This window comes from Micromonospora sp. CA-248212, from assembly GCF_050948405.1.
Taxonomy (GTDB): domain Bacteria; phylum Actinomycetota; class Actinomycetes; order Mycobacteriales; family Micromonosporaceae; genus Micromonospora.
Genome location: NZ_CP192023.1, coordinates 5,680,000 through 5,706,244, shown reverse-complemented (window position 1 = coordinate 5,706,244; position 26,245 = coordinate 5,680,000). Strand labels below are relative to the sequence as shown.

The 26,245-nt window shown below is 71.9% G+C and carries 28 protein-coding genes and 1 pseudogene; 14 read left to right on the top strand and 15 right to left on the bottom strand.

The genetic code is table 11. The features are described from left to right. Window positions 1–186: 186 nt before the first annotated feature. Window positions 187–1,395 carry a serine hydrolase domain-containing protein gene (locus ACQP03_RS26725; protein ID WP_357393275.1) on the top strand — a complete coding sequence of 403 codons (1,209 nt, stop codon included), beginning with the start codon at window positions 187–189 and terminating at the stop codon, window positions 1,393–1,395. A gap of 36 nt (window positions 1,396–1,431) precedes the next feature. Here the strand turns inward: ACQP03_RS26725 and ACQP03_RS26720 are convergent, their stop codons facing one another. Both ACQP03_RS26720 and ACQP03_RS26715 read right to left on the bottom strand, forming a co-directional pair. Next, window positions 1,432–1,881, bottom strand: a complete 450-nt coding sequence (locus ACQP03_RS26720; protein ID WP_357173569.1) for a DivIVA domain-containing protein — start codon at window positions 1,879–1,881, stop codon at window positions 1,432–1,434. A 99-nt stretch (window positions 1,882–1,980) separates the two neighbouring features. Further along, window positions 1,981–2,100 (bottom strand): hypothetical protein, encoded by a 120-nt coding sequence (locus ACQP03_RS26715; protein ID WP_433458905.1) that lies wholly within the window; start codon window positions 2,098–2,100, stop codon window positions 1,981–1,983. 45 nt (window positions 2,101–2,145) lie between these two features. On the opposite strand from ACQP03_RS26715, the gene ACQP03_RS26710 reads away from it, so the two are divergent. Further along, window positions 2,146–2,838 carry an NmrA family NAD(P)-binding protein gene (locus tag ACQP03_RS26710; protein ID WP_433458903.1) on the top strand — a complete coding sequence of 231 codons (693 nt, stop codon included), beginning with the start codon at window positions 2,146–2,148 and terminating at the stop codon, window positions 2,836–2,838. A 4-nt stretch (window positions 2,839–2,842) separates the two neighbouring features. Here ACQP03_RS26710 and ACQP03_RS26705 read toward each other — a convergent pair whose 3' ends face one another. Together ACQP03_RS26705 and ACQP03_RS26700 are read right to left on the bottom strand one after the other, a co-directional pair. Beyond that, window positions 2,843–4,027 carry an NAD(P)/FAD-dependent oxidoreductase gene (locus ACQP03_RS26705; RefSeq protein WP_363660259.1) on the bottom strand — a complete coding sequence of 395 codons (1,185 nt, stop codon included), beginning with the start codon at window positions 4,025–4,027 and terminating at the stop codon, window positions 2,843–2,845. Window positions 4,028–4,109: 82 nt separating this feature from the next. Continuing rightward, window positions 4,110–5,057, bottom strand: coding sequence for an RNA polymerase sigma-70 factor (locus tag ACQP03_RS26700; protein ID WP_357132353.1), 948 nt, complete (start codon window positions 5,055–5,057; stop codon window positions 4,110–4,112). A 129-nt stretch (window positions 5,058–5,186) separates the two neighbouring features. On the opposite strand from ACQP03_RS26700, the gene ACQP03_RS26695 reads away from it, so the two are divergent. Further along, complete coding sequence (locus ACQP03_RS26695; RefSeq protein WP_357393282.1) at window positions 5,187–5,750, top strand: Uma2 family endonuclease; 564 nt, start codon at window positions 5,187–5,189, stop codon at window positions 5,748–5,750. 9 nt (window positions 5,751–5,759) lie between these two features. On the opposite strand, the gene ACQP03_RS26690 is transcribed toward ACQP03_RS26695, so the two are convergent. After that, a complete protein-coding gene (locus ACQP03_RS26690) occupies window positions 5,760–6,962 on the bottom strand; it encodes a hypothetical protein (protein WP_357132359.1) in 1,203 nt (400 codons plus the stop codon). Window positions 6,963–7,542: 580 nt separating this feature from the next. Here ACQP03_RS26690 and ACQP03_RS26685 point away from each other — a divergent pair. After that, window positions 7,543–7,812, top strand: a complete 270-nt coding sequence (locus ACQP03_RS26685) for a hypothetical protein (RefSeq protein WP_355051350.1) — start codon at window positions 7,543–7,545, stop codon at window positions 7,810–7,812. After that, a complete protein-coding gene (locus ACQP03_RS26680) occupies window positions 7,812–8,849 on the top strand; it encodes a hypothetical protein (protein ID WP_357132362.1) in 1,038 nt (345 codons plus the stop codon). Before ACQP03_RS26685 ends, ACQP03_RS26680 begins: the two co-directional genes overlap by 1 nt. A gap of 9 nt (window positions 8,850–8,858) precedes the next feature. Here ACQP03_RS26680 and ACQP03_RS26675 read toward each other — a convergent pair whose 3' ends face one another. Together ACQP03_RS26675 and ACQP03_RS26670 are read right to left on the bottom strand one after the other, a co-directional pair. Continuing rightward, window positions 8,859–9,389: an SRPBCC family protein gene (locus tag ACQP03_RS26675; RefSeq protein WP_357132366.1), complete on the bottom strand. Its 531-nt coding sequence runs from the start codon at window positions 9,387–9,389 to the stop codon at window positions 8,859–8,861. Between the two features lies 1 nt (window position 9,390). Beyond that, the gene (locus ACQP03_RS26670; protein WP_357132369.1) at window positions 9,391–9,702 is read right to left on the bottom strand and encodes an ArsR/SmtB family transcription factor; all 312 of its coding nucleotides are present in this window, start codon (window positions 9,700–9,702) and stop codon (window positions 9,391–9,393) included. Window positions 9,703–9,799: 97 nt separating this feature from the next. On the opposite strand from ACQP03_RS26670, the gene ACQP03_RS26665 reads away from it, so the two are divergent. Next, the gene (locus ACQP03_RS26665; protein ID WP_363660260.1) at window positions 9,800–10,729 is read left to right on the top strand and encodes an LLM class F420-dependent oxidoreductase; all 930 of its coding nucleotides are present in this window, start codon (window positions 9,800–9,802) and stop codon (window positions 10,727–10,729) included. Window positions 10,730–10,733: 4 nt separating this feature from the next. Here the strand turns inward: ACQP03_RS26665 and ACQP03_RS26660 are convergent, their stop codons facing one another. Next, window positions 10,734–11,156 carry a hypothetical protein gene (locus ACQP03_RS26660; RefSeq protein WP_357132374.1) on the bottom strand — a complete coding sequence of 141 codons (423 nt, stop codon included), beginning with the start codon at window positions 11,154–11,156 and terminating at the stop codon, window positions 10,734–10,736. Window positions 11,157–11,276: 120 nt separating this feature from the next. Between ACQP03_RS26660 and ACQP03_RS26655 the strand changes: the two genes are divergently transcribed. Then, window positions 11,277–12,029: a hypothetical protein gene (locus ACQP03_RS26655; RefSeq protein ID WP_433458898.1), complete on the top strand. Its 753-nt coding sequence runs from the start codon at window positions 11,277–11,279 to the stop codon at window positions 12,027–12,029. A gap of 41 nt (window positions 12,030–12,070) precedes the next feature. After that, a complete protein-coding gene (locus ACQP03_RS26650; protein ID WP_433461218.1) occupies window positions 12,071–13,303 on the top strand; it encodes an FAD-binding protein in 1,233 nt (410 codons plus the stop codon). Between the two features lie 124 nt (window positions 13,304–13,427). Here ACQP03_RS26650 and ACQP03_RS26645 read toward each other — a convergent pair whose 3' ends face one another. From ACQP03_RS26645 to ACQP03_RS26625, 5 genes and pseudogenes are all read right to left on the bottom strand, one after another. Beyond that, on the bottom strand, window positions 13,428–14,579 hold the full coding sequence (locus ACQP03_RS26645) for a site-2 protease family protein (RefSeq protein ID WP_433458896.1): 1,152 nt from the start codon (window positions 14,577–14,579) through the stop codon (window positions 13,428–13,430). Between the two features lie 357 nt (window positions 14,580–14,936). Further along, window positions 14,937–15,219 (bottom strand): annotated as a pseudogene (locus ACQP03_RS26640) (hypothetical protein); the annotation flags it as partial. Beyond that, complete coding sequence (locus tag ACQP03_RS26635) at window positions 15,216–15,476, bottom strand: hypothetical protein (RefSeq protein ID WP_357173589.1); 261 nt, start codon at window positions 15,474–15,476, stop codon at window positions 15,216–15,218. The pseudogene ACQP03_RS26640 and the gene ACQP03_RS26635, both read right to left, overlap by 4 nt. 2 nt (window positions 15,477–15,478) lie before the next feature. Continuing rightward, window positions 15,479–15,658 carry a hypothetical protein gene (locus ACQP03_RS26630; RefSeq protein ID WP_433458894.1) on the bottom strand — a complete coding sequence of 60 codons (180 nt, stop codon included), beginning with the start codon at window positions 15,656–15,658 and terminating at the stop codon, window positions 15,479–15,481. Window positions 15,659–15,795: 137 nt separating this feature from the next. Beyond that, window positions 15,796–16,650, bottom strand: a complete 855-nt coding sequence (locus tag ACQP03_RS26625; RefSeq protein WP_357132393.1) for an alpha/beta hydrolase — start codon at window positions 16,648–16,650, stop codon at window positions 15,796–15,798. Window positions 16,651–16,925: 275 nt separating this feature from the next. Between ACQP03_RS26625 and ACQP03_RS26620 the strand changes: the two genes are divergently transcribed. Genes ACQP03_RS26620 through ACQP03_RS26605 form a run of 4 tightly spaced genes read left to right on the top strand, consistent with a single transcriptional unit; the run spans window position 16,926 to window position 20,364 of the window. Beyond that, window positions 16,926–17,825, top strand: a complete 900-nt coding sequence (locus ACQP03_RS26620; RefSeq protein WP_357173598.1) for an ABC transporter ATP-binding protein — start codon at window positions 16,926–16,928, stop codon at window positions 17,823–17,825. A 3-nt stretch (window positions 17,826–17,828) separates the two neighbouring features. Continuing rightward, window positions 17,829–18,572: an ABC transporter permease gene (locus ACQP03_RS26615; protein ID WP_357393290.1), complete on the top strand. Its 744-nt coding sequence runs from the start codon at window positions 17,829–17,831 to the stop codon at window positions 18,570–18,572. A gap of 26 nt (window positions 18,573–18,598) precedes the next feature. Further along, window positions 18,599–19,735, top strand: a complete 1,137-nt coding sequence (locus tag ACQP03_RS26610) for a sensor histidine kinase (protein ID WP_357132402.1) — start codon at window positions 18,599–18,601, stop codon at window positions 19,733–19,735. Beyond that, entirely contained in the window at window positions 19,732–20,364 is a 633-nt protein-coding gene (locus ACQP03_RS26605; protein WP_357132405.1) for a response regulator transcription factor, read from the top strand. The genes ACQP03_RS26610 and ACQP03_RS26605 overlap by 4 nt, the downstream gene beginning before the upstream one ends. Before the next feature lie 10 nt (window positions 20,365–20,374). On the opposite strand, the gene ACQP03_RS26600 is transcribed toward ACQP03_RS26605, so the two are convergent. Together ACQP03_RS26600 and ACQP03_RS26595 are read right to left on the bottom strand one after the other, a co-directional pair. Next, window positions 20,375–21,286 carry a L,D-transpeptidase gene (locus tag ACQP03_RS26600; RefSeq protein ID WP_357132408.1) on the bottom strand — a complete coding sequence of 304 codons (912 nt, stop codon included), beginning with the start codon at window positions 21,284–21,286 and terminating at the stop codon, window positions 20,375–20,377. Window positions 21,287–21,363: 77 nt separating this feature from the next. Further along, window positions 21,364–22,809 carry an alpha-amylase gene (locus ACQP03_RS26595; RefSeq protein WP_357393292.1) on the bottom strand — a complete coding sequence of 482 codons (1,446 nt, stop codon included), beginning with the start codon at window positions 22,807–22,809 and terminating at the stop codon, window positions 21,364–21,366. Window positions 22,810–23,085: 276 nt separating this feature from the next. On the opposite strand from ACQP03_RS26595, the gene ACQP03_RS26590 reads away from it, so the two are divergent. Beyond that, a complete protein-coding gene (locus ACQP03_RS26590) occupies window positions 23,086–24,720 on the top strand; it encodes a hypothetical protein (protein ID WP_357132414.1) in 1,635 nt (544 codons plus the stop codon). Next, complete coding sequence (locus ACQP03_RS26585; protein ID WP_433458889.1) at window positions 24,717–26,183, top strand: NADH-ubiquinone oxidoreductase-F iron-sulfur binding region domain-containing protein; 1,467 nt, start codon at window positions 24,717–24,719, stop codon at window positions 26,181–26,183. Before ACQP03_RS26590 ends, ACQP03_RS26585 begins: the two co-directional genes overlap by 4 nt. Window positions 26,184–26,245: the final 62 nt, after the last annotated feature.

Sequence of the window (26,245 nt, the reverse complement as noted above, 5' to 3'; positions counted from 1 at the left end):
CTCAGAGGTATGAACATTCCACTGAGGTATACCGCTCACCACCGCCGCTGTGGTTGGTCGAGCAGACCCGGCCGGCCGGGTAGCGCAGGCTGTACCAGCAGGAGGGCAGCTGCGGGGATCGTCCCCGGATCGGAATTCTTGAACCCTTGATGGCGTCAAGCGTTTCCGAGACTCCAGGGAGCAGTCATGCCGCCGCACGCCGTTACGTCCACGCGCCGCCCAGCCCTGCGGGCGGTCGCCGCGACACTGGCCGCCGCCACCATCCTGACCGGGTCCGCCGCGTTCGCCGCCACCGACAGTGGTCGCCCGGCCGGGCCACCCGATGCCGTGCAGCGGCAACTGGACGGCCTGGTCAGCGAGAGTGGCTTCCCCGGCGTCCTCGCCTCCGTACGGGGGGCCGACGGCCGGGTCCGCGACTACACCGCCGGGGTCGGCGACCTCCAGACGCGTCGCCCGGTTCACCGGGACGGCCAGGTCCGCATCGGCAGCAACACCAAGACCTTCACCGCGGTGGTCGTCCTGCAGTTGGTGGGGGAGGGACGCATCGACCTGGATGCCACGGTCGAGCACTACCTGCCCGGAGTCGTGCGAGGTCACGGCAACGACGGCAACGCGATCACCGTACGTCAGCTGTTGCAGCAGACGAGCGGCCTGGCGGACTACGACGACGTGCTCTTCACCAAGGCGCAGGACCTCATCGACAAGAGCCACTCGTACTACCAGCCGAGGCGGCTGGTGGATGCCGCGCTGACGAACGCGCCGCACTTCGCGCCCGGCGCGAGGTGGGAGTACAGCAACACGAACTACGTCCTCGCCGGGCTCATCGTCGAGCAGGTCACCGAGCGTCCCATCGGCGAGGAGATCACCAACCGGATCATCAGGCCGCTCGGCCTGCGCGACACCTACTGGCCGGGAGTGGGGGAGCAGTCTCTTCGGGGTACGCACCCGCACGGCTACGTCGCAGTGGGCCCCGGCGCACCGTGGGTGGACGTCACCGACATGGACCCGTCGCTGGGCTGGGCCGCCGGCCAACTGGTCTCCACCCCGGACGAGCTGCGGACCTTCTTCCAGGCGCTCGTCGACGGCCGGCTGCTCAAGCCCGCGCAGCAGAAGGCGATGATGACCACCGTGCCCGCGCCCGGCTTCGAGCCGACCGGCGAGTACGCGTACGGGCTCGGCATCGCCAGCCACGAGTTGCCCTGCGGCGTCGAAGCCTGGGGTCACGGCGGGGACATCCAGGGGTTCGAGACCCGCAACCTGGTCACCCGCGACGGCCGCGGCGCCGTGGTCGCCGTGACCGGCCTGCCGACCGGTGAGCAGATGCTCGCCGAGGTGAACGAGAGCGTCGAGACGGCGCTGTGCGGCACCGACCACCGAGCATCGTCGGCCCGGTGACATCGCACGCGGACCTGCGCGGCTACCTTCCGGCCGCTACGGCGAGCCGACGCCGTAGGAAGGCGGCTCCCAGCGGGTACCGGTAATCCCGGCCGCCTGTTCGTGCGCGCGGTTCAGGATCGACTCCGCCTCCCGCCGCGCGGCGGTCACGATGCTCTCCGCCTCGAGTCGCGCGACGGCGCGGTGGTCCTCGGCCTGCTTCTCGGCGAGGTCGAGGATCTGCTCCACCCGGGTGCCCAGGCCGCTGAGGGTCGGCGTCTCCCGCTTGCGCCGTCGCGGAGCGGCGGCGGCCTGGTCGTCCTCCCCCCGGTCGGCCAGGCCGTCCTCGACGAGGTGGGACTCGCCGGTGCCGATCAGGGAGAGCGCGACTCCGATCGCGGCGACCGCGACACCGGACCAGACGGCGGCCGGCCCGAGGGCCGGACCGACCGCGCCGCCGACGCCGAGCCCGACGAGGACGGCTGCGGTCCTGGCTGGCTTGCGCACGGGTCCTCCAACGACGGTACGGGCGCGGGCATCGGGTTCCAGCATGACGATCGAGTCAAGCTCGCCAGCCCCGAACACTCCATCGTGGATTGAGGTCGGTCACCGTGCGGGGGGCTGGATTCCCGCCAGGGAGAGGGCCAGGAGTCGTTCCGCCTTCGTGGCGTCGGCCGGCTGGGCGGCGAGTGAGATGGCGTTGGCGAGGGTCATCACGTCCGCCATGACGACATCCGCGCGTACGGTTCCCTGCTCGCCGCGGCCCAGGGGATGGACGGCCTCTTCTCGATCCCGTTTCCCGACGTGGCGAACCTGCAGGGCGACGCCGAGCTGACTCGCGGTCGGAACGTCGTCGAGGCCGCCCGCCGGGCCGGCGTGGCACACGTCGTACACAGCAGCGTGTCCGGCGCGGGCGACTTCCACCGCAGCCAGCCCGGCTGGGCCGAGGGCCGCTGGGACCGGCACTACTGGGAGAGCAAGGCGGCGATCGACGAGATGGTCCGCACCGGTGGCTTCGCGCACTGGACCGTCCTGGCGCCCTCGACGTTCATGGAGAACCTGGTCGGCTGGTCGTACCTCTTCGGTGACTGGTCCAGCGGCACGATCATCACCGGCTTCGCGGCGGACGCCCAGCTTCCCTGGGTCGCCGTCGACGACATCGGAGAGGCCGCGGCGATCGCGTTCACGGACCCGGGACGGCTCGACGGCCTGGACGTCGAACTCGCCGGCGACCTGCTCACCATGACCGAGGTGGCCGCGATCCTCAGCGAGGTCACCGGCCGGACGATCTCCGCGCCCGTGCTCACTCCGCGGGAAGCCGTCGAACGCGGACTGCTTCCCGCCATGGTCAATTCGGTCGAGCGGATCAACGAGAACGGCAGTCCCGCCCGTCCCGAGATCACCCGGGCGCTCGGCCTGCCCACGACCGACTTCCGGACGTGGGCACGCCGCACATTCTCCTGAGGGGTCACATCGAGGCGGTGGCCCGCGTCCGGGTCGCGACGACCCGGCGGCGGCGCACCGGGTACGGGATCGGGTGGGAGATCCCCCAGGCGGCGCCCTTGCAGACGACCTCCTTGTAGCGGGCCGCCAGCCGCCCGGTCAGCTGGGACGGCTTGGCCCGGTCGTCGGCGGTCACGTACTGAATGATGCCGTCGCGGCGGCCGAGACTGATGCACTGGTTGAAGTAGCGCAGCGGGGCATTCGGCATCTTCGTCCGGCCGGTCAGGCGCGCGGCGATGGCGTCGGCCGCCTGCCAGGCCATCGGAGTTCCCGAGGCGCAGGACATCCGTAGCGGCTTGCCGCCCGGCCCGGCGGCGAGTCCGGCGTCGCCGACCGCGTACACGTCCGGGTGCGAGACGGACCGCATGGTGTCGTCGACGACGATCTGCCCGGTGGCCGCGACGGTCAGACCGGTGGCGGCGGCGATGGGGTGGACGGCGAAGCCGGCCGTCCACACGGTCACCGTGGCCGGGATCGTGCCACCGTCGGCGTTGACCACGCCGGCCGGCTCGACCCGAACGACGTCGGTGTGCTCGTGCACCGAGATGCCGAGCCGGTTCGTGACGCCCCGCAGGTGCTGTCGCGCCCTGCCGTTCAGCCAGTCACCGAGACCGCCGCGGACGGCGATCGCGACGTCGAGGTCGGGCCGGGCCTCGGCGATCTCGGTGACGGCCTCGAGGCCGGTGAGACCCCCGCCGACCACGAGCACCCGCTGCCCGGCGGCGAGGTGGGCGAGACGGTCCCGCAGCCGCAGCGCCGACGGTCGGCCCGCGAGGTCGTACGCGTGCTCGGCGACGCCGGGAACGCCGTGGTCGGCCGAGGCGCTGCCGAGGGCGTAGACGAGCGTGTCGTACGCGATCTCGTCGTTGCCGTGCGCGTCGGTGAGCGCGACGGTGCGGCGGTCGACGTCGACGGCGGTGACCCGGGCGACGCGGACCCGCACGCCGGTGCCCGCGTACACCCGGCTCAGCTCGCGGCGCGTGAGGTCCTGGCCGGCGGCGAGCTGGTGCATGCGGACCCGCTCGACGAAGTCGGCCTCGGCGTTGACAACGGTGATCTCGATGTCGTCGGGGTGCAACCGGCGGGCGAGGCGGCCGGCGGCGGTCGCTCCGGCGTAGCCGGCTCCGAGGACGACGATGCGGTGCTTCATGGCGGCGCTCCTGTCTCGGCGATGGTCGCTACCTGAACCGGGCAGCGACGCCGTTGCTGACAGGAGGCGGCTATGACCTGGGTCACCAGACGTGCAGGAGCGGCTCCGAGTGTGCGGTGACGGACCACTGGCGGGTGACGCGTTCGAGCTTGTCGGGGTTGACCTGGACGCGGATCGCCGCGACTCCCTCGGGGGTCATCTCCAGGGACATGACACCGACGACCTGCTCGCCGGTCACGACGACGACCGCGGGCCCGCCGTTGACGACCTCGGCGTAGAGGGCGGGGCTGCTGCCGCCCACCAGGTTCCGTTTCACGTCGCTGGGCCGGAAGAGGCCGCGCAGGAACTTCGCCACCGCCAGCGCGCCGACGACCGGCGTGGTGCGGGCCGGGATCTTGCCGCCGCCGTCACCGACGCTCGTCACGTCCCCGGTCAACAACTCCACCAGCCGCTGGATCTGGCCGCTGTTGGCCGCCGTGAGGAACTCGCTGACGATCTGCCGGGCGGCGGCGTCGTCCACCTCGCCGCGCGCCCGGCCGGCGGCGACGTGCTGCTTGGCACGCCGGTAGATCTGCTGGCAGTTCGACTCGGTGAGGTCGAGGATCTCGGCGATCTCGCTGTGCGGGTAGCCGAAGGCCTCGCGCAGCACGTACACCGCGCGCTCGTTGGGCGACAGCCGCTCCATGAGGGTGAGCACCGCCATCGAGACCGATTCGCGCTGCTCGACGGTGTCGACCGGCCCGAGCATCCGGTCCCCGGCGAGGACGGGCTCGGGCAGCCAGGTGCCCACGTAGGTCTCGCGCCGGGCGCGCGCCGAGGTGAGCTGGTTGAGGCACAGGTTGGTGAGTACCCTCGTCAGCCAGGCCTCGGGCGTCTCGACGCGCTCCCGGTCGGTGGCCTGCCAGCGCAGGAACGTGTCCTGGACCGCGTCCTCGGCGTCGCTGGCCGAGCCCAGCAGTCGATAGGCGATCGCCTCCAGGCGGGGCCGGGAGCGCTCGAACACCTCGATCTCGTCGGAACGCAGTGGCATGGCTCGACAGTAACCGCGCCTGTCGCGCGGCTCGGCGAGCCGGTTGCGCGGTGATTCGGCGCGCTCGGTAGGCGCAAACCGGGACGTCAGCGGCCGCAGATCCCACTACTGGCCATTAGGATGTGGGCCATGAGCGCCGAGGCCGTAGGCATGTACATGCCCGCCGTCGTGACGCTCGACGACGTCGCGGCGATGAACTCCGCCGATCCGAATGGCCACCGCTACGAGACCAGCCCCGAGGGGGTCCTGTCGGTCATGCCGCCGCCCGATTCGGAGCACGCCACGATCGCGAGTCGGCTCTTTGCCTGGCTGATTATGGCTGGTTGGCCCGCCGAGCAGGTGCTTCAAGCCGTCGGTGTGCGGATCTCCGGCCCGGGTGGTGACGGTGGCCGAATTCCCGATCTCAGCGTCTGGCGCAAGCCGCCGGGCCGCAGTGTCTGGGCGTCGGTGACCGAAATCGCGCTTGTAGTGGAGATCGTCTCGCCGGGTTCGGAGGCGATGGACTCGGTGACCAAGGTCCGTGAGTACGCGTCGGCCGGCATCTCGCAGTACTGGGTCGTGGACCGCGACGGGGCGCAGACGGTCACCCTCTACCGGCTGGGTGGAAACGGGCCGTACGAGGAGCACGCGAAGATGCCGTTGGCGTGGCTGCTCCAGTCGGTCCCCGCCGACCACCTCGACCAGAGCCTCTGACACACGTCCCTACTGGTCGACGAGCGCCGTCAGGGCCGCGCGTTGTGGCCAGGCCTCGTCGGTCATGCAGTCGGTGAGGCAGGAGAGACCGAAGGCAAGCGGCCACGAGGCGCTGTGCCGATTCTCGGCGGGCAGCAGCGCGAGAGGGTCGTCGGGATCCCACTGTGCGGTGGTCGGAACGGGTACGGCGAGCACCTCACCCACGTACGGCCGTTCCGTCCAGAGGACGGCCCGCCGCAGCACCTCGTCGGCAGTGACCTTGAGCAGGGTGACCGTGCAGAACTCCGGCACGCCGCCCCGACTGATCCACCGCCCGAAGCCGAGGACCACGCTCTCGGCTATCTCGTGTGGTTCGAGGTGGCACTCCTCGCGCAGTTCGCGCAGCGCGCCAGCGACGATGACCTCCTGAAGGCTGGGCGCGGTAACCGTCGCCGCCGCGTCCCCGGGCTCCAACGAACCGGATCCGGAGGGTGCGATGAGCCCGGGGCTGCCCACGTTGTCCCGGGTCTGTGCGACGAGCAGCAGCCGTCCGTCGAGGGTGAACGCCAGGGTGGAGATGCCCACCACGTTTGCCAGCCGACTGTCGGCGAACCGTCGCAGCCGGTCCCGGTGGTCGAGGATCAGGTCACGGCCACGCATCGGTCGGGTGTCCCGACCTGCCTCGTAGACGTCGTACGGCGCGAGCAGGTTGCTGCAGAAGAAGTCGAAGTAGTGCGCCGGCCGCAGCGTGACGACCGGGTCGTCGGCACCGGTCGGCAGGTCGTCGGCGAGGCCCAACACCGCTCCGTTGTACATGGCGGCCGTCCGGGCGTGCCGGGCCAGGAAGTCGAACGACCAGCGCCGCAGGTCCCGGCCGAGGACGTAGCTCGTCGGCGAGACGGCGCAGCGGATGCGCTGGCCCCGCAGCCGGGAACTCTCGTCGGTGGGGATGATGCCGGTGCTGTGGGCACTGGTGAGGACCCGCCTCGGGTACCGGACCTGTTCGACGATGTCCCGATAGTCGTCGCCGTCGCGGGGATGGAAGCGGAACTGTCGAGTCCGTCGACGGTTGGCGAGGATCTCCAGGGTCGAGACCAGGAGACCCGCCGTGGCCGCCGCGACGCTGAGCGCCAGCGGTGGGCTCTGGGTGGCGGTCGCCGCGCTCAGGATCGCCAGGCCGACGCCGGCGGCGGTCAGGCGGTACCGCCACAGGCCCTGCCGCCAGATGCTCATCGTCGTGCTGACTCTTCTCGCCGTCCTGAGCACTCGGCACCTTTTCGGTCGCACCTGACGGAGACGACCGCATGGTATCCGCAGTAGAAACCACCACATTTACGCCGAGTTGCCGTCCAAGTTTACGAATGTGTCAGCGCTCGCGGCGTGCGCCGCGCCGCGGTGGCCAGCGGCGGCGCAGGTGAGCAATCCGTCCGTCGAGGACAGATGTCGCTAACCGGACAAGACGGTAAAGCCCCTGGTAGAGGACCCTTAAGGCAGGCGAGAGGGCGAGGGATGTCGGGCCACATCCCCACCCGCGGGCCCGGTACGGACAGCATCGTCCGCTCCGGTGCCGCCCTCGCCGGCCCGGCCCCGCCGGTGCGGGCCCGGCACCGCCGCCGGCCCCGACGAGGCGCACGGCTCGGCCGTCCCACACCGCTGGAGGCGCCCGCAGCGGTGTCACCGTCCACCGCCGGCGACGTCGCCCACCGGCACGTCGCCCACGTGCCCTGTCGACCACACGCATCGTGGATCCCGCCCTGTTCGGCGTCGCTCACCCGCGCGCCGGGCCGGGCGACCGAATCAGAGAGGCCCTGTCATGGCGGCTCCCACCGCGACCGCAGCCCTGAACGCATCCGTCTTCTCGCCGGGTGACCAGATGCTGCTGACCGTCACGTACTCCGACGCCGACACCAAACCGCTGACCGTCACCATCGTGGTCACCGACGCGCAGGGCAACAGCAGCGCGCCGGTCAAGGTCACCGCGGTCATCGACCCGCTCACCGTGACCGTCTCCGACAACTCCGGGCGTACCTGGACCCGGGTCTCCGACAACGGCTCCGTCGCCGTGTACCGGGCGGTGGCGTGATGCCCCGGGTCACCGTCCAGGTCCGCGACGCCGCCGGACACACGGCGACGGCCGGGGTCGACTACACCGTGCGCCAACCGGTGCTCGGCGGCTACTACCTGTCCGGCGGGGCCGACCCCACCGCCGACATGGCCGGCGGCAACTTCCGCTCGTTGACCCAGTACCGCAGCTTCGCCGACGGGTACATCTTTCCCGGCTACAACCGGCCGTGGCTGGTCAACCTGGGCAAGGCCGGCGTGCAGATGAACATGGTCCTGGAGCTGAAGCACTACGGCGCCGGCGACGCCGGGCCGCAGACCTTCACCGTGGACGGCGTCACCTACACCGTGCCCGCGCCGTCGATGACGATCCAGCAGCGTCCGGGCACCAGTTGGCCGAAGGCGTACGGCTACACCCAGGTGCTCAACGGCCAGTGCGACGGGTTGTTCGCGCGGGCCCTGTCCCAGTACCGGACGCTCGGCTTCGGGGTGAACATCCAACTCGCGTCCGAGTTGGACACCGACCACGAGTTCGGTACGACCGAGGCCGGCAAGGCGTACACCTGGGCCGAGTCCGACGCGCGGGCGGTGCAGGCTGTGTCGTACATCGTCACCTGGTTCAAGGCCCGGACCTTGCCCACCGGCACGACCTTCTCCGTGGGGGTGGGCGGCTTCGACCGGGCGTGCTTCCAGCGCACCCACACCGAGGCGCTGATGTCCCGACTGGACTACCTCCAGTGGAACGCCTACGCGACCGCCTCCGGCCAGACCGCGCTGGCCCGCTTCCGCCGGACCAAGGACTGGGCGGTGGCGGACCTCGGCCCGGTGGCGCTGTCCCGGCCGGTGATCATCGCGGAGTACGGGGTGCGGTCCGCCGAGATCCCCGACCAGGCCGCCTGGATCGCCACCGTTCCGGCGGCGATCGCCCAGCTCAACGCCGAGCGGGGTCCCCTCATCGCGCGGACCAACTACTTCAACTCCGGGTGGGGCACCCTGTCGCCGAAGGCGGCCGGGCTGGCCGCGCTGCGCACCGCGTACGCCACCCGACCGTACGTCTGATCGACGCGGTCACTCCGCTTCGAGCCGCTCGGCGTACGCGTCGCGCAGTGCGGGCCAGCCGAAGTCCTTGGCCTCGGCGCCGCGGATCGGGCCGACCGGGTCTCCGTCGAGCAGCCGGTCGGCCACGTCGAGGCAGAGGTGCCAGCCCGCGGCGACCATCGGCAGCGCGCCCGGCTCGGCGACGGTGTGTCGCAGGGTGAGCCGGGTGCCGCTACCCGAGGCCGTCAGCTCCCACCGCAGCAGGTCGTCGCCCCAGGTGTACTCGAGCAGGTGAGGCGGCTCGGCTCGGCGTACGGCCGCGGTCTGCTGCACCGACGTCTCGCCGTCGACGAGGGTGAGCACGGCGGCGCCGGGGCTGCCGAGGTCCCGGTCGGCGAGGAACGGCGCCCACTGCGCGAGCTGTGCCGGATCGGTCAGCGCCGCCCAGACCGCGCCGGGTGGGTGCCGCAGGTCGCGGACGAACACCAGGGTCGCACCGCCGTCGGCGTGTTCGGCGCGCGCCTCGGCGGGTGGGCTCGGGCGGAACGTGTCGCGGTCCATGTCACTGCTCCTGACTGTCGAGGTGCCGTTGTAGGGCGTCCAGGTGACGACTCCACAGCTGGCGGTACGGGTCGAGCCAGCCGTCGACCGCTCGCAGCGGACCCGGGTCGAGGCGGTAGATCCGCCGCCGGGCGGCGACCCGGCAGGAGACGAAGCCGGCCTCGCGCAACACCCGCAGGTGTTTGGAGACGGCCGGCTGGCTGACACCGAGCCCGTCGACCAGCTCGTTCACGCTGCGGTCGGCGTCGCGGAGGGCGTCGAGGATCCGGCGTCGGGTGGGCTCGGCGAGGACGGTGAAGGCGTCGCTGGACACCCGCTCAATATGCCCCTGCCGTCATATGTCTGTCAAAGTATACGACGGTGGCGGCCGTCCCGGAGCGGCATCGGGGACGGCTACCTATGCTCGGAGCATGGAACTGCGGATCTTCACCGAACCCCAGCAGGGTGCCACCTACGACCAGTTGCTCGCGGTCGCCCGCCGCGCCGAGGACGCCGGCTTCGGCGCGTTCTTCCGCTCCGACCACTACCTGAAGATGGGCTCGGTGAGCGGCGACCCGGGCCCCACCGACGCGTGGACGACGCTGGCCGGTCTGGCCCGCGACACCAGCAGCATCCGGCTGGGCACGCTGATGACCGCCGCCACGTTCCGGCTGCCCGGCCCGCTGGCGATCACGGTGGCGCAGGTCGACCAGATGAGCGGCGGTCGGGTGGAGCTGGGCATCGGCACCGGTTGGTACGGCGACGAGCACACCGCGTACGGCATCCCGTTCCCGGCCCTGGGCGAGCGGTTCGACCGACTGGAGGAGCAGCTCGCGGTCATCACCGGCCTCTGGTCCACCCCGGCGGGCGAGACGTTCAGCCACCCGGGCCGGTACTACCCGGTCACCGACTCGCCCGCCCTGCCCAAGCCGGTGCAGCAGCCCCGCCCGCCGATCCTGCTCGGCGGGATGGGGCCGAAGCGGACGCCCCGGCTGGCCGCCCGCTACGCCGACGAGTTCAACCTGCCGTTCGCCTCGCCGACGGACTCGGCGGCGCAGTTCGAGCGCGTCCGCGCGGTGTGCGCCGAGATCGGCCGCGACCCGGCGGAACTGGTCTGGTCCAACGCCCTGGTGCTCTGCTGCGGACGCGACGACGCCGAGGTGGCCCGCCGGGCCGCCGCCATCGGCCGGGACCCGGACGAGCTGCGGGCCAACGGCATCGCCGGCACGCCCGACGAGGTCCTGAACACCATCGACCGGTACGCCAAGATCGGCAGCCAGCGGATCTACCTCCAGGTGCTGGACCTGGCCGACCTCGACCACCTCGACCTGGTCGCGAGCGAGGTGCTGGCGAACCTGTGACCCGTCAGGCGCGGTGCTGCGCGTGCCGGCCCGGCTCGCGCAGCACCGTGTCCAACCGGCCGTCACGGTCGCTGTCCACATAGGTGATGTCCGGTACGCCGTCACCGTCCACGTCGATCTGGACGACGTCGGCCACGCCGTCACCGTTGAGGTCGGTGACGATCTCGACCGACCCGTCCAGATGGCGCGTCACGATCGACCGCGACTCGCCGGCGGGCTCGCGGGGCGGTGGCCCCGGCGACGGTACGGGCGTCGGCGCGGGAGCGGGAGCGGGCGTCGGCCGGGGACCGGGTGTGGGCGCCGGGTGGTTCGGCAACCGGACGTTTGGCGGCGCACTGGCCGGCTCGACCGCGCTGCCGGTCGGGTCCAGCTCCTCCTCCGACGGGAAGACGTCGCCTCGCGCGGCCGGATCACGGTAGCTGCTCATGGGCGTAGGGTTCCCCGCCGACGGCGAGAACAACCGTGCCCGATCGTCCGGTGTCCTCGGTGCCCGGTCTGGCGGAAGATGTCGGGACCGACGCCACGGTCATGAAACGGGGGTCCACGGGTGGAATTGCGCCGGAATCGGGGGGCCCGTGCGCTCGCCCTGGCCTGCGTACTCGGTGGGGTGATCCTGCTGGCCTATCCCAGCGACCGCGCCCTGCTACGGACGATCATCGCGGTGGGTGTCATCGCGCTCGGCGCGGTGGCGCTGGTCAGCGCGTTGCGGCCGTTCCGGTTCGGGATCCACGCGGACGGGCTGAGCATCCGGCGGCCGGGCCTGCGCCGGGAGTTCCGGTGGGCCGAGGTCGACACGGTGGTCCTCGACGAGCCGCCTCGACAGGATGGCTACCCGACCCCGCCGAGGCTGTTGCTGGTGCCTGTGCAGGGTATGCCGCGTGAGCTGGTGACCTCCCGCCACCCGCTCGACGGCCGGCCGGCCATCGAGCTACTCGTTCTCGACCAGGTCCGCGAGCAACCCGAGCAGGTGTCCGAAGCGCTCACCCGGCATGCCGGAGACCGCTTCGTCGACCTGCTCGCTCTGCGGCGCGCCGCCTTCGCCGTCCCGGACATCGCGGTGGGCCTGCGCGGCTACGCCATGGACCGGGTCGATCGGCTGATCCGGCGCGGCCAGGACGCCCTGCTTTCCCGCGACGCGGCGGCCCGGGAGGCAGCCCGCGTCGAGATCGAACGCGCCAGCGCGGCCGGTCTGCCGCGCGCCCAGCGTGGTTACCACACGTTCCAGGTGGATACGGTTCTAGACGCCCTCATCGCCGCTCTGAGCGACCAGCAGTCCACCGATCGGGAGACCGCCACGTGACCACCCCGGGACCGAACGCCACGTCGACCGCAGCTTCCGAGGTGCCACGCCGCAACTGGGCCGGCAACGTCCGGTACGCGGCGCGGGCGTTCCACCGACCGACCTCCCTCGACGAGGTGCGTCGCCTCGTCGCCGGCAGTCGGCGCGTCCGCGCCCTCGGCACGGGGCACTCCTTCAACCGCTTCGGCGACACCGCCGGCGACCTCGTGAGCCTGGCCGGTCTGCCGCCGACCGTCGAGGTGGACCGCGAACGGGGCCAGGTCACCGTGAGCGGCGCGATGCGCTACGGCGACCTCGCCGGACACCTGCACACCCAGGGGTACGCGCTGGCCAACATGGCCTCGCTGCCGCACATCTCGGTCGCCGGCGCGGTGGCCACCGCAACCCACGGCTCCGGCCCCACCCACGGCAACCTGGCCAGCGCCGTCGCCGGCCTGGAGCTGGTCACCGCCGACGGCGACCTGCTGCGGGTCGACCGCGACGACGACACGTTCGCCGGCATGGTGGTGGGGCTCGGCGCGCTCGGCCTGGTCACCCGGGTCACCCTGGACCTGGTGCCGGCCTTCGAGCTGCGCCAGTACGTACGGCTCGACCTCGACCCGGCCGCGCTGGACGAGGCGCTCGACTCGGCGTACAGCGTGAGTGTCTTCACCGACTGGCGTAGGCCGCGACTGCGGGAGGTGTGGCGCAAGCAGCTCGCGGACCAGCCGCCGCCGGAGGCGGACTGGCTCGGCACCACCCCGGCCGACCAGCCACGGCACCCGGTGCTCGGCATGCCGCCGGAGAACTGCACCCCGCAACTCGGCGAGCCGGGCCCGTGGCACGAGCGCCTGCCGCACTTCAAGCTCGGCTTCACCCCGAGCAGCGGTGACGAGTTGCAGTCCGAGTACCACCTGCCACGTACCGCCGTCGCCGACGCGCTCGCCGCCCTGGCCGACGTGGCGCACCTGATCGCCCCGGTCCTGCACGTGTGCGAGCTGCGGACGGTGGCGGCCGACGAGCTGTGGCTGAGCCCCAACCACCAGCGGGACAGCTTCGTCGTCCACTTCACCTGGGTCGACGACACCGACGCGGTGCTACCCGTGCTGGCCGAGGTGGAGGCGCGACTGGCCCCGTTCGCTCCGCGCCCGCACTGGGGCAAGGTCTTCGTCACCGACCCGGAGGACCTGTCGGGCCGCTACCCGAGGTACGCCGACTTCACGTCCCTGCTGACGAAGCTGGACCCCAAAAACAAGTTCGGAACCGACCAGCTGAACCACTACTTCCCCCGCTAGCTCCCCGCGCCGCCCTACCCACGTCGATCATGGAGTTGTGGTGCCCGTTCAGGGGGCTTCGAAGACGTTTTGATCCCACCGCAACTCCATGATCGACGCGGCGTGGGCGGGCGGGAGAGGGGCGTTAGCGGGAAGGGGTGGGGGTGGGGGTGGGGGTGCGTAGGGTGGCGCGTTGGACTGCGCGGCTGATGTCGCTGGGGGAGACTATTCCGGTCAGGCGGCCGTCCTCGGCTACCACCAGGGCTCGGCCGTCGGCGCACTCGGTGAGCCGGGGGAGCAGGTCGTTGAGCTGTTCACCCGGCTGGGCGAGCACCAGCTCGTCGGCCCGGCAGGCCACCTCGGCCAGCGTGGTCGACGCGCGCCGCTCGGCCGGTACGCCCCGCACCCGGTCCACGGTGACCAGGCCGGTCGGCCGCCCCTGGTCGGTCAGCGGCAGCGCCGAGTGCCGGTACGCGAAGAGGTAGTGGTCGACGAAGTCGGCGACCGTCATGTCCGCCGACGCGGTCTGCGGCTGCGGTGTCATCACGTCGCCGACCCGGATTCCGCGCAGCGCGGTTCCGGTGCGGGCCTGTCGCTCCTCCACCCCGGCGGCCCCGATCAGGAACCAGCCGATCAGCGCCAGCCACAGCCCGCCGAAGCCGACGCCGGACAGGAACTGCCACAGCCCGAGGCCGATGAGCAGCGCGCCGAGCACCCAGCCGGCCCGCGCGGCGACCACTGACGCCCGGGTGCGGTCGCCGGTGGCCTTCCACACCGCCGCACGTAGCAGCCGACCGCCGTCCAGCGGCGCGGCCGGCAGCACGTTGAAGATCGCCAGCAGCACGTTGATGCCGGCCAGCCAGGCGATCGCCCCGAAGAGCAGCCCGCCCTGCCCGGCCAGCGCGAACAGCAGCGCGATGACGCCGAAGAACGCCCCGAGCAGCAGACTGACCAGCGGGCCGACGCCCGCGATGCGCAACTCCGCGCCCGGGTCACGCGGCTCGCCCTTCAGCTCGGCCACGCCGCCGAACAGCCACAGCGTGATGCCGTCGACCTCCAGCCCGTTGCGTTTGGCCACCACCGCGTGCGACACCTCGTGGGCGAGCAGGCCGACGAAGAAGACCACCGCCGCGGCCAGGCCGGCGAGGGTGTACGCCACGGCGGAGCGATCCGGGTACGAGCGGGGAAACTGGTTGGCGGCCAGCCCCCACGCGATCAGCGCGAAGATGACCAGCACGCTCCAGTTGACGCCGACCGGCACTCCCGCGATCCGACCGATCCGGAAACTCGCCCTCATCCCGGGCTCATACCCACGGTCAGCCGAGCCATGCGACACGCGGCGCTCAGGTCGTCGCTGCGGAAGGTGCAGCAGCTGAGATCGGGCGCGGATGCGCCTTGGTGACAGAAGGTCGATCAGGCTGTCGGCGTCACCGACCGGTGGTGGAGGTCGCGGTGCCGCCGGGGCCGCTCTTGATCTGATGCATCAACTCACGAAGCCCGGCCGTGGTGGCCTGCTCGGCGTCCTGAAGGTTGCCCTCGGTCTCGTCCGCCTTCTTCACGTGACGCCGGAGGAAGGCTTCGGCTCGGTTGCCCCTGGCTTCTGCCTCTGCGACCACCCGTTCACCCGTTGGTGATCCGCGGTCTTCGTCGAGGCGGGTGGGGGCAGATCCAGGGGCGATCACGTTGACGTAGTTGGCGAGATGTTGTGCGGCGTTGCTACTCAGTCGGCCGAGCCGGCCGGCCTTGTCGACAGCGCTGCCGCTCTTGCTGATCGCCAGGCCGAGCTTCGGATTCTCGCTTCCGCTAGCGAGTTGGTGGAGATTTCGCCGAGCCTCGGCGACGTCCTGCTGGGCGTGGCCCGCTTTAACGGCGAGGGCGTCCAACTTGTCGATCGCGGCGTTAAGCTGCGCCACGACCTGGGCCAGAAGCCCAGTCATCCGAGTGACTCCCGATAGCTGTCGGCGTTGTCCTTGACCACTGTGATCACGCGGAGGGTCAGTTCCACCTCGTGTTGGGCCGAAATGAGGTCAGCACGGACCTTGTTGGCCTCGGCGTGCTGGCTGTCATGCAGGGTGGCGAGGGCGAGGCCGGTCGCCTCGTCGAGCTGAGTGCCGATTTCCCTGACTGTGGCGGCGGCTTCGCTGAGCGAGCGGTCGGCTTCGTAGAGGATCGCTTTGATCTCGCCGATGCTCACGGTCAGCCCAGCACGCTCATTTTCTGTCGCGCTGCTTGACTGCTGCCCTGCAGGGTGGTTGCCGCTTCGACCAGCCGCTGTTTGCTCTGCTCGGCGCGAGCGATGGCTTCGGCGAGCGTCGGGTGGCCGGTGCCGGCGGCGACGGCGCGCAGCCGGACCAATGCCTGTTCGATGCTGGCCATGCTGTCCTCCCCGCTCGACCACGCGCGACGCGAGCCATCTTCGTACGTTCCGTGGAGGGACGAACACTAACCGACATCACGCGCCGTTCGCAGCCCCGGACGTAGATGCCGGCGAGCGGATTACCTCTGGCCGGGCGTCAGCGGCGGGGGGTCTCGCTGGCGATGGTCGCCTCGCGGGGCAGCGCCGCCGCCCGCATCGCCCAGTCCAGCGCGTAGTCGGCGATCTCCTCCCAGCCGGGCGCTCCGACGGTGAAGTGCGACCGGCCGGGAAACTCCTCGTACGCGGTGAGCGCGCGGGACTTCTGGTAGAGCCCCGCGTTGGCGCGGACCACCGACGCCGGCACCACGTGGTCCTGCCCGCCGGCCATCAGCAGCAGCGGCGCCCGGTCGACGCGTCCGGTGTCGACGCGGGCGGGCGAGCGCGGGTCGACGTTGGCGAACGCGCCCTCGAAGAACACCCGGCCCGCTCCGGGGACCGCGTACCGCTGCCAGGCCCGGTCGGACTCCTCACGGCTCAAGGTGTTGCCGAAGGTGTAGGCGAAGTCGTCCGGGGTGAACGGGACGGCCTTGCTCCGGTTGGCGGGGCTGCGCAGGATCGGAAAGCCGGAGCGCAACTGGCTCAACGGCACCTTGAGCACCCCCTTGATCGCCGCCGGATGTACCCCCACCACCGCCGCGCCGAGTCCCCGGTCGGCGAGGACCTGGGCGAACAGCCCACCGAACGAGTGGCCCATGATGATCGGCGGACGCGGGAGCGCCCGGATGATCCGGTCGTAGTGGGCGACGATCGTCGCCATGCTCTGCTCGGCGATCGGGCTGGGGTCGTCGCGCAACTGCTCGACGGAGCGGTCCATGCCGGGCCACGCGGGAGCGATGACGTGCATGCCGCGCTCGGTGAATCGTTGGGCCCACCCCTCCCAGCTCCGTGGGGTCATCCAGAGCCCGTGGATCAGCACGATCGTGTCGACCTGGCCCTGCGGTGTGGCACCCATCGCGTCCTCCCGGTGTCGCGGCGTCCGGCGGCGCGCTTACCCGCTGCCGGACCCGGAATGCCTGTGTCGGGGGCGGATGTGCCGGTGGGCGTGATGACTCAGGGGCATCTTGATGACTGGGTGGCATCACGCTCGTCGGGGTCCTCGCCCGCCGGCCCGTCACGCTGCGTGCCCGCCGGGCCCTGAGCCGTGCCGTCCGGCCCTGACAAATGTCACGGTCGGAACGTGACGGCCGCTTCAGGAGTCGAGGTCCGCGACACCCCAGGATCAATGCCATGACGAGTACGCATCCGGCCGTCGAGCTGAACGGCCTCACCAAGACCTTCGGTACGGTCACCGCGGTCGACGGACTGAGCCTGCGGGTGCAGCCCGGCGAGGTGGTGGCGTTCCTCGGCCCCAACGGGGCGGGTAAGACCACCACGATCGACATGCTGCTCGGCCTGGCCCGCCCGGACGCGGGCACCGTGCGCGTTCTCGGCGGCACCGCCGACGAGGCGGTTGCCCGGGGGCGGATCGCCGCCGTGCTCCAGACCGGCGGCCTGCTCAAGGACCTCACCGTGGGCGAGACGGTACGGATGACCGCGCACTTCTACCGGCGCACCCGACCGGCGGCCGAGGTGCTGGCGCGCGCCGGTATCGCCGACATCGCCGACCGGCTCGTCGGGCGGTGCTCGGGCGGTCAGCAGCAGCGGCTGCGCTTCGCGTTGGCGCTGCTGCCGGACCCGGACCTGATGGTCCTCGACGAGCCGACCACCGGCATGGACGTCGAGGGTCGGCGGGACTTCTGGCAGGCCCTGCGCCGCGACGCCCGCGACGGCAGGACCGTCATCTTCGCCACCCACTACCTGGACGAGGCGGACGCGTACGCCGACCGGATCGTGCTGGTCCGCCAGGGCCGCGTCGTCGCGGACGGCACCACCGCCGAGATCAAGAACCTGGCCGCCGGCCGTACGGTGCGGGCCACCCTGCCCGGCGCGGACCAGGCCGCGCTCGCCGCGCTGCCCGGCGTCGACGCCGTGGAGGTACGCGGCGACAGCGTGCTGGTGCGTACCGGCGACTCGGACGCGATCGCCCGGCACCTGCTCACCCGGACCGCCGCCCGGGACGTGGAGATCACCTCCCGCAACCTCGAGGACGCCTTCCTCGCCCTGACCACCGAACGTATCGGAGCCTGACCCATGACCACCCTGCCCGCACCGGCTGTCCTCGGCATCGAGCTGCGCCGGGTGCTGCGCAACCGCCGCACCCTCGCCTTCACGCTGATCATGCCGGGCGTCTTCTTCCTCATCTTCGGTCTGCCGCAGCGGGGGCAGACGCTCGACAACGGCCGGCCCGTCACGGCGTACGTCATGATCAGCCTCGCCGTGTACGCGGCGATGGTGGCGACGACCAGCGCGGGTGGCGCGGTCGCCACCGAGCGGGCGTTGGGGTGGAGCCGGCAGCTACGGCTCACTCCGCTGCGGCCGACCGCGTACGTGGCGACGAAGCTGGCCACCGCGATGACGCTCGGCCTGATCGCGGTCGTCATCGAGTTCGTGGTGGGCGCCGCGGCCGGCGTCCGCCTCCCGCTGGACGTCTGGCTGCTGTCCGGGCTGGCCGCCTGGGTCGGCTCACTGGTGTTCGCCGCGTTCGGCCTGTTCATCGGCTACCTGGTGCCGGCCGAGAACGTCATGCAGTTCATCGGGCCGATCCTGGCGGTGCTGGCCATGTTCGGCGGGCTGTTCGTGCCGGTCGACGTGCTGCCGCACGTGCTCCAGCAGGTCGCGAAGTTCACCCCGGTGTACGGCATGGGTGAGCTGGCCCGCTCGCCACTGACCGGCGACGGCGTGAGCATGGCGGCGGTGGCCAACATCGTCATCTGGACCCTGGCCTTCGGTGTCGGCGCGACCCGGCTGTTCCGCCGGGACACCGCTCGGGTCTGACCGGTCCGACCGCTAGCGTGAACCCGATGGACCTCCCGACGGGGCAGCCCCAGCCGATGAACCGCCACTGGCGGTACATCGGCTGGCTGCTGGCCGCCGTGTGGCTGTTCTTCCTCAACGTGCCGATCTCCACCGCGCTGCACCAGTCGGAGCCGTGGCGGCGGTTCGTCGGAGTGACCGCCCTCGTCGTCTTCGGACTGGGTTACGTGCTGCTGTTCCAGTGGGCCCGTCGGCTGCGTCGGCTGCTGCTGCCGATTCCGGCGGGGCGAGCACGTCTGGGCCTGCTGGTGCTGCTCGGGGTGGGCCTGGCCAGCATCCCGGGCACCGGCGGCGACTGGCTGGCGACCCTGGTCTACGTGGCCGCGGCGGGGGTGTTCCTGCTGCCGCTGTCGGAGGCGCTGGCCACCGTGGCGCTCTGCGCCGTGACCCCCGCGCTGGCGTCCCGGCTGGTGCCGGGGTGGGAGGCGGAGAACGGCATCGTCTTCGCGGTGCTGCTCGCCTCGTTCGCAATGTTCGGCGTGTCCGGGCTGGCCCAGCGCAACAGCGAGTTGCAGGCCGCGCAGCAGGAGATCGGCCGGCTCGCGGTCGCCGAGGAGCGGGCCCGCGCCGCGCGCGACCTGCACGACATCCTCGGGCACTCGCTGACCGTGGTGGCGATCAAGGCCGAGCTGGCCGGGCGGCTGATCGAGGTCGACACCGTCCGGGCGGCCGCCGAGATCGCCGAGGTGGAGAAGCTGGCGCGGGCGGCGCTGGCCGACGTGCGGCAGACCGTCGGGGCGTACCGGGAGGTCACCTTCGCCGGGGAGTTGGCCGGCGCGCGATCCGCCCTCGCCGCGGCGGGCATCGCGGCGGAGTTGCCGGCCGAGATGCCGGAGCTGCCGCCCGAGTGGGACCGGCTGTTCGGGTGGACGGTACGCGAAGGGGTGACAAATGTGGTCCGGCACAGCGGGGCGCGGTGTTGCACGATCCGGGTCCGCCCGGACGGGGTCGAGGTGAGCGACGACGGTCGGGGACCGTCCACGCCGGACGTCGACGCCGCCGGGTACGGGCTGGTGGGCCTGCGGGAGCGGGCCCGCCGGTTGGATGCCGTGGTGACCGTGGGTCGGCGGCGGGACGGCACCGGTTTCCTGCTGCGGGTGCACGCCCCGGCGGAGGCCCGGTGAGCGGCCCGTCCACGCCGATCCGGCTGCTGCTCGCCGACGACCAGGCGCTCGTGCGTGGCGCGCTGGCCGCGCTGCTGTCGCTGGAGCCGGACCTGACCGTCGTGGCCGAGGTGGGCCGGGGCGACGAGGTGGTGTCCGAGGCCCTGCGGCACACGCCCGACGTGGCCCTGCTGGACGTGGAGATGCCCGGCCTGGACGGGATCGCCGCCACCGCCGCGTTGCGGGCCGCTCTGCCGGCCTGCCGGGTGCTGGTGGTGACCACGTTCGGTCGGCCCGGCTACCTGCGTCGCGCCATGGAGGCCGGCGCGAACGGCTTCGTGGTCAAGGACACCCCGGCCCGGCAGCTCGCCGACGCCGTCCGCCGGGTGCACGCCGGACTGCGGGTGGTGGATCCGACGCTGGCCGCGGAGACCCTGGCCACCGGGACGAGCCCGTTGACCGAGCGCGAGACCGAGGTGCTGCGCGCGGCGCGGGGCGGCGGCGCGGTCGCCGAACTGGCGAAGACGCTGCACCTGTCCGAGGGGACGGTGCGTAACCACCTGTCGGCGGCGATCGGCAAGACCGGTGCCCGCAACCGCGCCGCGGCCGTGCACATCGCCGAGCAGAACGGGTGGCTGCTCGGCGACTGAGCGGCCCGGCTCAGGCGGTCGACGGCGGGGTGGGGAGCTGGTCGACGACCACCAGGCTGCTGCCGGGCCGAACCTCGGCGAGCAGTTCCCGCTGACCGCTGCGGGTCACCCGGATGCAGCCGTTGGTGGTGTTCTCGCCCAGTTCGTCGTCGTTCTGCCAGGTGTGCAGGCCGATGTGCGCGCCCCTGAGCCCGGTCGGCACCGCCTCCGGGTCGTCCGGCACCGAGCCGAGGGCGTAGATGTCCACGCCGCCGTAGACCTCCTCGGGTGGCGGGGTGCGGCCCAGGATGAAGGTGCGCCCGAGCGGCGTCTCCTGCCCCGATTGGCCGAGGCTCGTCTTCCAGGAGCGCACCGCCTTGCCGGCCCGGTACCAGGTCAGCCGGTGTGCCCTGCGCTCCACCACGATCTGGTCGCGCAGCGCCACGGTGTCGAACCCGCCCGGCGGCAGCCAGGCGAGCTGCCGGTTCGCCGACGGCAGCAGGACGGCCGTCCAGCCGGCCCGCCGCTGGGCGATCGGCACGGTCAGCTCGGCCCCCGCGAGCGTCGGCTCGACGAAGGCCAGCGGCCGGCCACCGGGAGCGTCGTACGCGGCGATCCGCCGGGTCGGGTGCACGCCCTCGGCCAGTGGCGTGGTGTCCATCGTGGCCGGGTCGGCGGGGAAGCCCCTGGGCGCGGGGTCGTAGTCGAGCACCGGCAGCCCGTCCGGAGCGGGCGCGGCCGGCGGGACCGACTCCTGGAGGCTCTGCTCGACGCTGCTCGGCGTCGGGTCGGCGATCGCCGCGTTCTGGTCGTCGGGGGCCGTCGAGCGTGGGGTGAGAGCCTGGCCGGTCAGCAGCGCGGCGACCAGCAGCACGGGTACGGCGACCGCGCCGACGATCCAGCCGGCGCGACGACGGTACGGGGACATTCGGTCAAACGGCACTAAACCACTCTAGGGCGGTGAACGGTCCGGGGCCCCCGGTTCGGCGATACCCGCCGCCTGGAGGCCCCGGGAGTCGGTCAGAGCCGCGCGCCGATGTGGATGGCCACCGCGTCGTGCGCCGGCACGTTCGCGGCGAACCAACCGTTGCCGTCCACGGTGATCACCGGGCCGCTGCACGATCCGTTCGCGTACGTGCCGTGGATGACGTCGCAGTACCGGCCGGCGGGTAGTCCGGTGTAGTACGAGCGGCCGTTCACCGCGGCGTCCTCGTCGTTGACGGTGACGTAGCCCTTACCGCTGCGGCTGAACGCGATGTGGTTGTTGCCGTTGTCGTACCAGTTGGCCACGCCGGCGCCCTCGGTGGCGTTGCGGAAGCCGACCATGTTGGCGATCACCGGCCAACGGTGCTCGCACTCCCAGCCCGAGTAGCAGGTGGTGTTGAGAGTCTTGTTGCTGCCGTCCGAGGGCGGGCCGGCGTCCCGGTCGCTGAAGGTGTAGCTGGACATGACGGTCGGCGACCCGTACGGCCAGGCCAGCATGAAGGCGTTCGCGAGGGCGTAGATCCCCCGGTCGCGGTAGGTCAGCACGCCGCTGGAGTCGCGCTGGGTGTCGTGGTTGTCCACGAACACCGAGGCCGAGCCGGAGGGCAGGTGCCCCCAGCCCTCGCCGAAGTTCTTCAGGTAGGCGAGCCGCTCGGAGCGGAACACCCGGGCCAGGTCCTTGCCGTAGCGGAACTCGTGCACGTCGCCGTTGCCGGTGTACTCGGTCGGCTGGACCGGCTCGCCGGCACCGTAGATGACCTCCTGCACGACGTACGCCGAGCGGGACAGCTTGCTCCTGATGGCGGCGATGTCGGCGGCCGGCATGTGCTTGCTGGCGTCCATCCGGAAGCCGTCCACACCGAGGGACAGCAGGTCGTTGAGGTACGACGCGATCTTCGTACGGACGTAGTCCGACTCGGTCTTGAGGTCGGACAGGTTGACCAGCTCGCAGTTCTGCACCTCGTACCGGTCGTTGTAGTTGGCGATGTCGTCGCCGCCGTTGCGTCCGCAGTGGTGGAAGTCCTGGGTCTGGTAGATGCCCGGGTAGTCGTAGTGCGCGTACGACGAGCCGGCCCAACCGGTGCCGCCGTTGTCCTGGCCGGACATGTGGTTGATGACGGCGTCGACGATCACCTTGACGCCGGCCGCGTGGCAGGTGTTCACCATCGACTGGAACTGCGCCCGGGTGCCCTTGCGGGACTCGATCCGGTAGCTGACCGGCTGGTACGCCATGTACCACTGGTTGCCCCGCACGTGCTCTTGCGGGGGCGAGACCTGCACGTAGCCGTAGCCCTTGGGGCCAAGGGTGCTCTGGCACTCGCTGGCGACCGACGGCCAGTTCCACTCGAAGAGCTGGACGATGACCTTCTTGGCGCCGGACGGGCTGGCGGCGGCCGGGGACGCCGTCGCGGTGAGGGGAACCAACAGGCTGGCGACCAGGCCGAGGGCGAGGATCGCCGAGCCGCGTCGACGTTGGCGCATCGGGACTCCTGACGGGAGCGGGGGTGGGGGTGGTGGTGCCGGGGGAGCACAGGGCTGCTCGGATCTTGCAATACGTGCTGAAAATTTGCCGAAAGGTTACAAGCGTGTTGCAAGGACTGTCAATGCATGGACCTGCGTCACTGCCTGCCACGTGCGGGGAGCGTGCACAACGCACCGGGACGTCACTTGGTTCGATGGCGGCCCAGAATTTTTTTCCCCCCGGGTGATCCGCGCGCGCCGCCGGTCCGTACTGGATGGGGGAGCAGGGGTCGGCCGGTGGTACGCCGCCGCGAGACGATCGAGGAGCAGATGGCCCGGGCAAAGCAGAACCAGAAGGCCGCCGAGGTCCGGACCAGCACCAGCAGTCGGGGGGTGCGGACGCGGTCCCGCTCGGCGACGACGATGCTGATCGCCTCGTTGCTCGCCGCCTTCTGGGCGGCGACCATGCTGACCGGCGCCGGTCAGATGGCGTACGCGTACGGCTTCTTCTTCACCGAGTTCTTCGCGGGCGTGATCGCCCTGGTGTCGCTGAGTCTCACCGTGATGCTGGGACTGCTCGCCACCGACCGGCTGGTGCTGAACATCTCGCACCGCGTGCTGATGCAGTCCGCGCACCGCGCCACCGGCGTCCTGGGTACGGCCGGACTGGTCTTCCACGTGCTCACCAAGATCGCCACCGGTCGGGCCGCGGCGACCGACTCACTCGTGCCGTTCATCGGTGGCCGAGGGCTCTACGTCGGCCTCGGCACCGTGGCCGCCCTGCTCATGGTCAGCGTGATCTGGACCGGCATCATCCGGGCCCGCTTCGCCGGCGTCGGTCCGAAGTGGCTGTGGCGCACGCTGCACTCCGCCGCCTACCTCGCCTGGCCGTTCGCGATCTTCCACGGCCTCAACGCCGGTCGGGCCGCGGCGTCCTGGGTGGTCCTCAGCTACTTCGCGTGCGTCCTGCTCGTCGTGTTGGCGCTGCTGGTGCGGCTCTCGGTCACCATCGGCCGGCGCAGTCGCGAGCAGCAGCAGGCCGCCGTGCGCAACGCGGCGATGGCCGGACGGGCCACCGACGAGGGCCGTGGACGCTCGCTGCTGGCCGGCCTGGGTCGCCGCCGCGAGAAGAGCGAGGACAAGCGTCCGGCCTGGGCGGAGGCCACCACCGCCACGTGGACGGCGCCGACCGGTCCGCGGCGGCGGGACCCCGAGCGGTTCACCGTTCCGGTGGTGCCCGAGCCCGGTTCGCTGGTCGAGCCGGTCCGGCCGAGTCGCCGTCGCCGCGACGAGGAGCCCGCCGCCCGGCAGGACCGCCGCGAAGAGATGGAGACGACGGCGACCCGCCGCTCCGCCCGCCGCAACGACGAGGAGGAGATGGAGCCCGTGACCCGGCGGCGCGCGTCGCGCAGCCGCGACCGGGACGAGGAGACCGCCCCCACCCGGCGGCGGCGGGCCGAGGAGCCGGCGGCCGAGCGGAGCGGACGACGGTCCCGCACCGAGGACGAGGGCACCCGGTACTCCGCCCCGCCCCGGCGGGCCACCGACGAGCCGGAAGAGCCGTGGGACAGCCCGCGCCGTTGGCAGGCCGCCGAGCCGATCTCGGCCGGTCCGGTCTCGGTCGAGCCGATCTCGGCCGGCCCGATCTCGAGCAGCCCGATCTCGGCCGGTCCGATCTCGGCGGCGCCGCGCAGCGGCAGCGGCCGGCACAGCGCGGAGGACGACCTGCCGGAGGAGCCGGACTACTGGCGCCCGCCGGCCCGGTACGTCCCCGACGAGGTTCCGCCGCCCGTCGACGACACCCCGACCCTGGTCGACCTGGCATCTCGTCGCGCGCGGCGGGCCGAGGGCCGGTCCGCCAAGCGCCGCAAGGCCAGCGCGGACGCCGTGGACGGGGCGTACTGGGCGGGTCTGCGGGGTGAGGCCAAGTGATGCGGACGACCGTGCCTCCGGTGGCCTGTGTCGGTGAGCCTCGACTGACCGCCGGGTTCGCCGAGTTCGGACGCCTCGACCTGGCCGCGCACGAGGAGGTGCACGGACCGATCGGCCCGATGGAGCCGGCGCAACTGCTCCGGCTCGCCGAGGGCATGCAGCTCAAGGGCAAGGGCGGCGCGGGCTTCCCGTTCGCCCGCAAGATGCGCGCCGTGCTGGAGTCGTGCGAGCGGCAGGACCTCTCCGCGGTGGTGGTGGTAAACGCCACCGAGGGCGAGCCGGCGAGCTGGAAGGACAAGGTGCTGCTGACCCGCGCCCCGCACCTGGTCCTCGACGGCGCGGCGCTGGCCGCGTACGCGCTGGACGCCGACGAGATCGTCATCGGCGTGGCGGACGACGGGGTCGGCCGGGACTCGCTGATGGAGGCCCTCGACGAGCGCCGGATGCCGGTGCCGACCACCATCGTCACCGTGCCGCACCGGTTCATCTCCGGCGAGGGCGGCGCCCTGGTCAACGGGATCAACGGGCTGCCGCACATTCCGCCCGGCACCAAGAAGCGCTCCAGCGACTCCGGGGTCAGTGGCCTGCCCACCCTGCTGTCCAACGCCGAGACGTACGCCCAGCTCGCGGTCGGCGCGCGACTCGGCCCGTACGAGTACGCGGCCCTCGGCACCGACGACGAGCCGGGCACCGTGCTGCTCACGGTGACCGGCGCGGCGGCCCGGCCGGCCGTGGTGGAGTGCACCGCCGGCATGCCGCTGCGCGACGTCCTCGACCTGTGCGAGGTCCCGGACGTTCAGGGCATCCTGATGGGCGGCTACCACGGCAAGTGGATCACCGCCGAGGCGGCCGAGAAGGCCGAGGTCTCCCGCCAGGGCCTGGCCGCGGTCGGCGGCACCCTGGGCGCGGGCATCATCATTCCGATCGGCGTGGACACCTGCCCGCTCGGGGAGGCCGCGCAGGTGGTGCGCTACCTGGCCGGCGAGTCCGCCGGCCAGTGCGGCCCGTGCAAGATGGGCCTGCCGGACCTGGCCCGCGCGGTCGACCTGGCCGTTGCCGGCAGCCAACCGGCCGACGTCGTCCGCGCGGCCGCGGGCGAGGTCAAGGGCCGGGGAGCATGCAGCCACCCCGACGGTACGGCCCGGTTCGCGCTCTCGGCGATCGAGGTCTTCGCCGAGGACCTGCGGCTGCACAGCACCGGCGACGGCTGCGGTCGGCGGGTCAAGGGCGTCATGGGGCTGCCCGGCGCACCCGACCCGAACCCGCAGAAGCTCACCCTGGACTGGTCCCGCTGCGACGGGCACGGCCTCTGCGCGCACGTGGTGCCGGACTTCATCCGGCTCGACGCCAACGGCTACCCCGCCTTCCCCGCCACGCCCGTGCCGACGTGGCTGCGCGAGGGCGCCCTCAAGGCGGTCAAGGTCTGCCCGGAACTCGCCCTGCGCCTCGCCAAGGCCGAGTAAGGAACGGCACCTTTTTACCGCCTCGTGTATAGCAAGGGGCCCTTCCTTACGACTGTGGAGGA

Bases quoted from the DNA above. Each gene is read 5' to 3' on its own strand.
- ACQP03_RS26690 (WP_357132359.1), bottom strand. From the start codon at position 6,962: ATGAGCATCTGGCGGCAGGGCCTGTGGCGGTACCGCCTGACCGCCGCC.
- ACQP03_RS26715 (WP_433458905.1), bottom strand. From the start codon at position 2,100: ATGGCGGACGTGATGACCCTCGCCAACGCCATCTCACTCGCCGCCCAG.
- ACQP03_RS26675 (WP_357132366.1), bottom strand. From the start codon at position 9,389: ATGGACCGCGACACGTTCCGCCCGAGCCCACCCGCCGAGGCGCGCGCC.
- ACQP03_RS26645 (WP_433458896.1), bottom strand. From the start codon at position 14,579: ATGAGGGCGAGTTTCCGGATCGGTCGGATCGCGGGAGTGCCGGTCGGC.
- ACQP03_RS26595 (WP_357393292.1), bottom strand. From the start codon at position 22,809: ATGCGCCAACGTCGACGCGGCTCGGCGATCCTCGCCCTCGGCCTGGTC.
- ACQP03_RS26680 (WP_357132362.1), top strand. From the start codon at position 7,812: ATGCCCCGGGTCACCGTCCAGGTCCGCGACGCCGCCGGACACACGGCG.
- ACQP03_RS26695 (WP_357393282.1), top strand. From the start codon at position 5,187: ATGAGCGCCGAGGCCGTAGGCATGTACATGCCCGCCGTCGTGACGCTC.
- ACQP03_RS26620 (WP_357173598.1), top strand. From the start codon at position 16,926: ATGACGAGTACGCATCCGGCCGTCGAGCTGAACGGCCTCACCAAGACC.
- ACQP03_RS26705 (WP_363660259.1), bottom strand. From the start codon at position 4,027: ATGAAGCACCGCATCGTCGTCCTCGGAGCCGGCTACGCCGGAGCGACC.
- ACQP03_RS26630 (WP_433458894.1), bottom strand. From the start codon at position 15,658: ATGGCCAGCATCGAACAGGCATTGGTCCGGCTGCGCGCCGTCGCCGCC.
- ACQP03_RS26725 (WP_357393275.1), top strand. From the start codon at position 187: ATGCCGCCGCACGCCGTTACGTCCACGCGCCGCCCAGCCCTGCGGGCG.
- ACQP03_RS26665 (WP_363660260.1), top strand. From the start codon at position 9,800: ATGGAACTGCGGATCTTCACCGAACCCCAGCAGGGTGCCACCTACGAC.
- ACQP03_RS26625 (WP_357132393.1), bottom strand. From the start codon at position 16,650: ATGGGTGCCACACCGCAGGGCCAGGTCGACACGATCGTGCTGATCCAC.
- ACQP03_RS26615 (WP_357393290.1), top strand. From the start codon at position 17,829: ATGACCACCCTGCCCGCACCGGCTGTCCTCGGCATCGAGCTGCGCCGG.
- ACQP03_RS26610 (WP_357132402.1), top strand. From the start codon at position 18,599: ATGGACCTCCCGACGGGGCAGCCCCAGCCGATGAACCGCCACTGGCGG.
- ACQP03_RS26700 (WP_357132353.1), bottom strand. From the start codon at position 5,057: ATGCCACTGCGTTCCGACGAGATCGAGGTGTTCGAGCGCTCCCGGCCC.
- ACQP03_RS26710 (WP_433458903.1), top strand. From the start codon at position 2,146: ATGGACGGCCTCTTCTCGATCCCGTTTCCCGACGTGGCGAACCTGCAG.
- ACQP03_RS26660 (WP_357132374.1), bottom strand. From the start codon at position 11,156: ATGAGCAGCTACCGTGATCCGGCCGCGCGAGGCGACGTCTTCCCGTCG.
- ACQP03_RS26685 (WP_355051350.1), top strand. From the start codon at position 7,543: ATGGCGGCTCCCACCGCGACCGCAGCCCTGAACGCATCCGTCTTCTCG.